The following is a 6,860-nucleotide window of genomic DNA, read 5'->3' as shown; positions in this document are numbered from 1 at the left end:
GGTCCACGCCGAGCAGCCCCAGCCGCCGCCCGCCGACCTGCGCGCGGGCCGCGTCCACGACCGTGATCCCGGCGACGCCCTTCAGGCCCTTCGCGCGCTCGACGGCCTCGGGCGGCAGCGACGCCGTCCCGGCGACGAGCAGGTGCGGCGTGTACCGGCGGGTCAGCGGCGCGACCGCCGGGGCCTGCGGCGCGGAGCCCCGGTCGACGGACACCAGGTCGTCGGCGCGGGCCGGCTTCTCGCCCGGCCGGTCGGCCACCACCAGGACGACGTCGGCGGCCAGCGTGCACACGATGCCCGCCGCGATGACCGCGGAGAGCGCCCTGCCGCGCCGTCGCATCCCGACCCCGATCCCGGCCCCGATCCCGGCCCGATCCCGTCCGTCGTCCTCGCCGCATCGTAGGCGAGGACGGCGGGTCCCGGCATCAACGCCGGACGCGCGCGGCGTCAGACCCCGTCGCGGCGCAGGACGACGAGGGCGACGTCGTCCTCCCGGGGGCCGAACTCGGCGATGACGCGGTCGCCGAACCGTTCGAGCTCGTCGTCCACGTCGGCCGCGACGAGCCGCAGCCGCTCCAGGTTGTCGGCCAGCGGGATGCCGCGGTCCTCGATCAGCCCGTCGGTGAGGAGCACGACGGTGCCGCCCGGCGGCACCTGCGTCTTCTCGACCGCCACCCCGCTCATGTCGCGCGCGTCGCGCGGGAAGCCGAGGAGCACGCCGCCGCCCTCGCCGTAGCGGGCGCCGCCGCCGGAGATGTGCAGCGCCGGGAGGTGCCCGGCGCTGGCGACCTGCGCGGCGCCGCTCAGCGGGTCCAGCGTCATCAGGCACATCGTGGCCGTCTGGTCGTCGTGGTAGCGCTCCATCACGCCGTTCAGCAGCCGCAGGATCGTGACGGAGTCGTGGCCCTCGGCGGCGAAGGCCCGCAGCGCGTGCCGGATCTCCGCCATGACGGTCGCGGCGTGCAGCGAATGCCCCTGCACGTCCCCGATGGCCACCAGCACCCGGTCGCCGCGGTCGAGGACCTCGTAGAAGTCGCCGCCGACCTCCGCCTGGTCGCTTGCGGGCTCGTAGCGGACGGCCAGCGACCAGCCCGGCACGGACGGCAGCGACGCGGGCAGCAGGCTGTGCTGGAGGGTGAGGGAGGTCGTGTGCTCCTCCGTGTAGGACCGCAGCGCCTCCATCGCGAGCGCCACCGCCTGCCCGAGCTGGCGCAGCAGGTTGATGTCGTCTTCCGAGCGCCGCACGCTGCCCCCGAGCGCGATCCCGATGGGCGGGCGGCCGTGCTTGAACCGCGACACCGCGAGCGTGACGTCGCTGTCCACGACGCTGTCGGGCAGCAGCTCCAGCCACTCGTCCAGCGGCACCCGGGTGACCTCGGTGCCGGTGTCGTCGCCCAGCCTGGCCAGCTCGGCCATCCGCGCGGGCGCGTCCGGCGGGCAGTCGCGGCGCCACGGGCCGATGCCGAGCTCGGCGGTCCGCCGCACCCGGCCGTCCGGCGGCAGCACGAACACCGAGGCGGGCACCCCGAAGATCGTGAAGGCGCCGCGGGCCGCGACCGCCGCCAGCTCCTCGAAGGACGCGGCCGCGTTGATCGCCAGGGACGTGCGGGTGAGCTCGGCCATGCGGGCGGCCATCCGCTCGGCGCGGCGGCGGGCCTGGTAGTAGCGCAGGACGGCCTCGACGGTGGCGAGGAACTCGCCGGGGTCGATCGGGTCGGTCATGTAGGCGTCGGCGCCGCGGCGCAGGCCCGCGGTGCGGTCGGCGACGTCCACGGCCTGCGCCGAGATGTGGATCACCGGCAGCGACCTGGTGTCCGGCGCGGCCTTGATCCGCTCGCAGACCTCGATCCCGCTCATGTCCGGGAGCCTGACGTCCAGCACCACCAGGTCGACGCGGTGCTCGACGAGCCGGATCCAGGTCTCCGCCGCCGACGCGGCCTCCACCACGGTGTGGCCCGCGCGCCGCAGCCAGCTGCCGATGATGTACCGCTTGGTGTCGTTGTCGTCGACGACCAGCGTCGTGGCCACGGCCGTCACCCCCCGTCCCCGGTGTCGCCCGCCCCGTCCGCCGTCCCGTCCCCGGCGCCGTCCGCTGCGCGCACGGCCCGGCGGGCGATGCGGACCGCCTCGGCGAGCGTCTCCGGGCCGAGCCGGTCCTTGCTCAGCACAGCGCCCGCGCGGCCGAGCCGCGGGTCGGCGCCCCCGCCGGCCCCCTCGACGGTCACGTCCGACGAGGTCACCAGCACCACCGGCACGTCCCGCGGCAGCCGGGCGAGGACGTCGTAGCCGTCCATGCCCGGCATCCGCAGGTCCAGCAGGACGAGGTCGGGCGGGTCGGCCGCGGCGGACTCCAGGGCGGCGCGGCCGTCGGCGGTCTCGGTGACCCGGCCGCCGGCGTCCTCCACCAGGCCCCGCAGGACGCGGCGGGTCACGTCGTCGTCGTCCGCGATCAGCACGTGGCCGGGGCCGAGGTCGTCCAGGCTCTCGTACGGCGGCAGCCGCAGCGTCACCGTCGTGCCCGCGCCGACGGCGCTGTCCACGAACAGGTCGCCGCCGAGCGCGCGGGCGAGGCGGCGCGCGTAGGGCAGGCCGAGGCCCGTCCCGCCCGCCTCGCTGCCGGGCACGCGGAAGAACTCCTCGAAGAGCCGCGCCTGGTCGGCGGGCGCGATGCCCGGGCCCGTGTCGGACACGGCGAACTCGACGTGTTCCGGCGCCGCGCGGGCCGCGACCCGCACGCCGCCCGCCGCGGTGAACTTCACCCCGTTGCTCACCAGGTTCCGCAGGATGCGGGTGAGCATCTCCGCGTCGGTGACGACGACGGGCGGCGCGGCGGCGGCGTCCACGGTGAGCGTCAGCCCGGCCTGCTCCGCCATCGGGCGCATCAGCTCCGACAGCTCGTCCAGCAGTGCCGGGACGCGCACCGGCGCGCGGCGCGGCTCCAGCCCGCCGCGCTCGGCCTTGGCCATGTCCAGCAGCTCGTTCACCAGCGCCAGCATGGTCTCGCCGGTGTCGCCGATCAGGGTGATCTGCTGGCGCTGCTCGGCGGTGAGCGGCTCGGCGGCGGGGTCCAGCAGCAGCCGGACGAGCCCGATGACGCTGTTCACCGGGGTCCGCAGCTCGTGGCTGACGGTGGCCCAGAACCGGTTCTTGACCTCGGCCAGGTCCTGCAGCTGGTCGGACTTCTCCTCCAGCTCCGCGTACAGCGCCACGACGCCGCGGTTGGTCTCCTCCAGTTCCTCGGAGATCTCGCTGTAGAGCGCCATCACGCCCTCGTTCGTCGCCTCGAGCTCGGCGTTGAGGGACCGCAGCTCCTCCTGCTGCCGCTGGAGGTCCGCCAGCGCCGCGATCAGGTCGGAGTTCTGCGTCCGCAGCTCCTCCAGCGCGGGGACGGGCGTCAGGCGGCCGAGCCGGTCGCGCAGCTCCGCGTCGCCGGGCGGCGGCCTCGCGCCCGCGGGCAGGTCCTTGCGGAGCCGGACGCGGACGCCGTCGTCCGTGGCCTCGTGCTCGACCCTGCTCAGCAGGCGCGAGATCGCGGCCTCGCACTCCGCCGCCCCGTCCATGCTGGTCCGGGGCACCAGGTTCAGCTCGATCACCAGGCCGGGCGGGCGCTCGCGGGCGAGGGCGAACGCGACCGACACCCGGCCCGAGCAGGCGTACAGCTCCCGTCCGGCCTCGCTGAGCGCGGTGGCGACGCGGACCTGGTCCTGGTAGGGGAGGCCGACCTCGGCGGCGACGCGCCGGCCCACCTGCCGGACGGCGAACACGCCGTCCTCGTCGGTGATCTCGATCCGGAGCAGCTCGCCGGACGCGTCCGCGGTCACGCCGTCACCCCCCAGCCGGACGTCGTGACGGCGAGCACGGACCGGTCGTCGTGGCGGGACCCCGCGTCGCGCAGGACGGTCGCCGCGATCAGCAGCGGGTCGCGGCCGAGCAGCCCCGGCTGGTCGGCGAGCCGCCAGCGGCCGGTGAGGCCGTCCGAATGGAGCACCACCACCGCGCCCCGGGGCAGGGGGTAGGCGTGCTCCCGGATCCGCTCGGCGTGCGCGCCGACGATCCCCGGGACGGAGACCATGCCGTGCCGGCGCTCCGGCCCGACGATCCACGCGGCCACGTTCCCGACCCCGGCGAACCGGACCCGTCCTTCCGCGGGCTCGATGGCGGCGACCGCGACGGCCCCGCCGCGGGTGGACGCCAGCCGCCGGTGAACGCACCGGAGGACGTCCGCGGGACGGGACGGCGCCGCGACCTCGTGCGTGGCCCGGACCGCGGACCACGCCGCCCGCGCGGCCAGCGGGCCGTGCCCCAGCCCGTCGCAGAGCATCGCGTAGACGGCGCCGTCCACCAGCCGCGCCGTGTACGCGTCGCCGCACTCCTCCTCGCCGTCGAGCGTCACCGTCAGCCCCGCGATCGGCGGCATCTCCCCGCCGGCGGGCGCCGCCGGTCCGGCGGGCGGCGGCTGGAACCGCGCGTACAGGACGGTGCCGATCCGGGGACGGGAATACAGCCCGCTGTGGTCGGCGAGCCTCTCGATCGAGCCGAGCCCGAGACCGAGCGTGCCGCCGGTGGAGTAGCCGTCCGTCCGGGAGACCGGCACGTCGGCGATGCCGGGCCCGTGGTCGACGCAGACGAACTCCAGCGCGGCGGCGCCGCCGTCCCGCACGATGCGCAGCAGCATCTCGCCCTGCCGCGCGTGCCTGGCGAGGTTCACGGCCGCCTCGGTCGCCGCGAGCTGGATCTGGCCGAGCCGCTCCCCGCCGAACCCGAGCCGCTCGGCGAGCGCGGTGATCCGCCGCCGGACGCCCGCCGCGGCGCTCTGCTCCTCCACCCGCACCCGCAGCGATTCGCCGGCGTGCGGGCTCGTCGTCCACCCGCCGCTCAGCGGCTCCATTTGGCCACCGTCACCGTGGTGCCCTTTCCCGGCTCGCTCCGCAGGTCGAACTCGTCGCTCAGCCGGCGCGCCCCGGACAGGCCGAGGCCGAGGCCGGCGCCGCTCGTCCAGCCCTCGCCGAGCGCGCGCTCCACGTCCGCGATGCCGGGGCCCTCGTCGGTGAAGACGATGCGCACGCCGCGGCGGTCCCGCTCGCCGGCCTGCTCCACCCGCATCGTGCCGCCCCCGCCGTGCGCGTAGGTGTTGCGCGCCAGCTCGCTCGCCGCGGTGACGATCTTGGTCTGGTCGACCAGGGACAGCCCGGCCGCCGCCGCGGCGGCCCGCACGAGCTGCCGGACGCGGACGACGTCGTCGTTCGACGCGATGGGCACCTCCTCGCCCGGCATCTCCTCGCCCGGCACCGCCTCGCCGTGCGGCTCCTCCCCGGGCGTCCCGCCGCCGGACGTTCCGTCGCCGGGCGGGATCGTCATGGGGCGCCCGCCACGGCGGAGCCCGCGCCGTTCGGCCCCGGCGCCTGCGGACCGGCCGGCGGATCGGCGTGCGGCAGCCCGGCGGCGGGCGGCCTGGCACCGAGCAGCCGCATGCCCTCCTCCAGGTCCAGCGCGGTGCGGACGCCGCCCAGCGACAGCCCCAGCTCGACCAGCGTGATCGCCACCGCCGGGCGCATCCCGACGACGACCGTCTCGGCGTCCATCAGCCGGGACATGGCGGCGATGGTGGCGAACATGCGGCCGATGAACGAGTCGACGATGTCCACCGCGGTGATGTCGATGATCACGCCGTGCGCGCTCGTGGCGACGATCCGGTCGGCGAGGTCCTCCTGCAGCGCCAGGACGGTTTGGTCCTGGAGGTCGACCTGGATCGACACCAGCAGGACGTCTCCGATCTTGAGAATCGGCACCCGTTCCATCACACCTCCGGGGTGTTCCGGGGGGTGTGGGGGGTCGTCCCCCCACGAGGGGCCGAGCTGGAGACCACGCGCAGGCCGCTGCGTTCGAGGACGTAGGCGAGCGCGTCGGCCAGGCTCGACTTGGTCACGATGTCGCCGAACTCGATGCCGAGCGTCACGATCGTCTGCGCGATCTGCGGCCGGATCCCCGAGATCACGCAGTGCGTGCCCATCAGCCGGGCCGCCATCACCGCCTTCATCAGATGCTGCGCGACCTCGGTGTCCACGGCGGGCACGCCGGTGATGTCGATCACCGCGTACCGGGAGCGGGTGTCGACCAGCGTCTGCAGCAGCGTCTCCATGACGACCTGCGTGCGGGCCGAGTCCAGCGTGCCGACCAGCGGGACGCCGAGGACGCCGTCCCAGATCTTCACCACGGGCGTCGACAGTTCGAGGAGCTGCTCGGCCTGGTCCGCGATGACCTGCTCGCGGGCCGACATGTAGGTCTCGAACGTCGCCAGCCCGAGCTCGTCGACGTAGGAGGAGAAGTCGATCAGCTCGCTGTAGGCGCGCTGGTTCCGGGTGGCCCTGACCTGCTCGTACAGCGACTGCTTCAGCGCGAACACGCCGATCGCGGTCTCGGTCGGGCTGAACCCCTGCCGGGCCCGGCCGCGGGAGATCTCCGCCAGCGTCGCCCGCAGCTCGCCCGCCGCGGTGTCGTCGCCGCCGAAGGCGCGCTCGACCAGCCCGTAGATCTCGGCCAGCTCCGAGCGGACCTCGCCCTCGGTGAGGCGGCCGCGGACGCTCTCGCCGACCAGCTCGATCCACCGGCTCAGCACCGGCTCCCGCCAGGAGCCCAGCAGCTCCGTGATGCTCGTGTCGTCCGGGCCGTCGGTCATGTGCGGCGCTCCCATCCGTGCCCCCACGGCGGCGCGGGATCCGTCCGCGCGGGTCGCTCAGGGCGTCCGTCCTGGTCGCGCCGCCCGGTGCTCACCCGCCCAACCGTAACCCGCCGATGGGCGCGCCCCACCCTGGATGACCTGGACGTTTACGTGGGATGACCGCTTTTTTGGCTTTGCCGCA

At 75.3% G+C, this 6,860-nt stretch carries 6 protein-coding genes and 1 pseudogene; all 7 read right to left on the bottom strand.

The annotated features are described in order from the left end of the window. Nucleotides 1–340: pseudogene (locus ACH35V_RS39085) on the bottom strand (hypothetical protein); the annotation flags it as partial. A gap of 107 nt (nt 341–447) precedes the next feature. Beyond that, nucleotides 448–2,028, bottom strand: coding sequence for a SpoIIE family protein phosphatase (locus ACH35V_RS39080; RefSeq protein ID WP_395979929.1), 1,581 nt, complete (start codon nt 2,026–2,028; stop codon nt 448–450). Between the two features lie 5 nt (nt 2,029–2,033). Further along, on the bottom strand, nt 2,034–3,821 hold the full coding sequence (locus ACH35V_RS39075) for an ATP-binding protein (protein ID WP_395979928.1): 1,788 nt from the start codon (nt 3,819–3,821) through the stop codon (nt 2,034–2,036). Continuing rightward, on the bottom strand, nt 3,818–4,888 hold the full coding sequence (locus tag ACH35V_RS39070; protein ID WP_395979927.1) for an ATP-binding protein: 1,071 nt from the start codon (nt 4,886–4,888) through the stop codon (nt 3,818–3,820). The genes ACH35V_RS39075 and ACH35V_RS39070 overlap by 4 nt, the downstream gene beginning before the upstream one ends. Continuing rightward, entirely contained in the window at nt 4,876–5,358 is a 483-nt protein-coding gene (locus tag ACH35V_RS39065) for an anti-sigma regulatory factor (RefSeq protein ID WP_395979926.1), read from the bottom strand. The genes ACH35V_RS39070 and ACH35V_RS39065 overlap by 13 nt, the downstream gene beginning before the upstream one ends. Further along, entirely contained in the window at nt 5,355–5,798 is a 444-nt protein-coding gene (locus tag ACH35V_RS39060) for an STAS domain-containing protein (protein WP_395979925.1), read from the bottom strand. Before ACH35V_RS39060 ends, ACH35V_RS39065 begins: the two co-directional genes overlap by 4 nt. After that, nucleotides 5,798–6,676 carry an STAS domain-containing protein gene (locus tag ACH35V_RS39055; protein WP_395979924.1) on the bottom strand — a complete coding sequence of 293 codons (879 nt, stop codon included), beginning with the start codon at nt 6,674–6,676 and terminating at the stop codon, nt 5,798–5,800. The genes ACH35V_RS39060 and ACH35V_RS39055 overlap by 1 nt, the downstream gene beginning before the upstream one ends. Between the last annotated feature and the right edge of the window lie 184 nt (nt 6,677–6,860).

The sequence above is a fragment of the Actinomadura sp. 1N219 genome, from assembly GCF_044326405.1.
In the GTDB taxonomy this organism is placed as follows: Bacteria; Actinomycetota; Actinomycetes; order Streptosporangiales; family Streptosporangiaceae; genus Spirillospora.
Note: the sequence above shows the minus strand (reverse complement) of the source record. Positions and strands in the feature narration are given on the sequence as shown.

Coding starts and splice junctions, on each gene's coding strand:
- ACH35V_RS39070 (WP_395979927.1), bottom strand. CDS start 4,888: ATGGAGCCGCTGAGCGGCGGGTGGACGACGAGCCCGCACGCCGGCGAA.
- ACH35V_RS39065 (WP_395979926.1), bottom strand. CDS start 5,358: ATGACGATCCCGCCCGGCGACGGAACGTCCGGCGGCGGGACGCCCGGG.
- ACH35V_RS39060 (WP_395979925.1), bottom strand. CDS start 5,798: ATGGAACGGGTGCCGATTCTCAAGATCGGAGACGTCCTGCTGGTGTCG.
- ACH35V_RS39055 (WP_395979924.1), bottom strand. CDS start 6,676: ATGACCGACGGCCCGGACGACACGAGCATCACGGAGCTGCTGGGCTCC.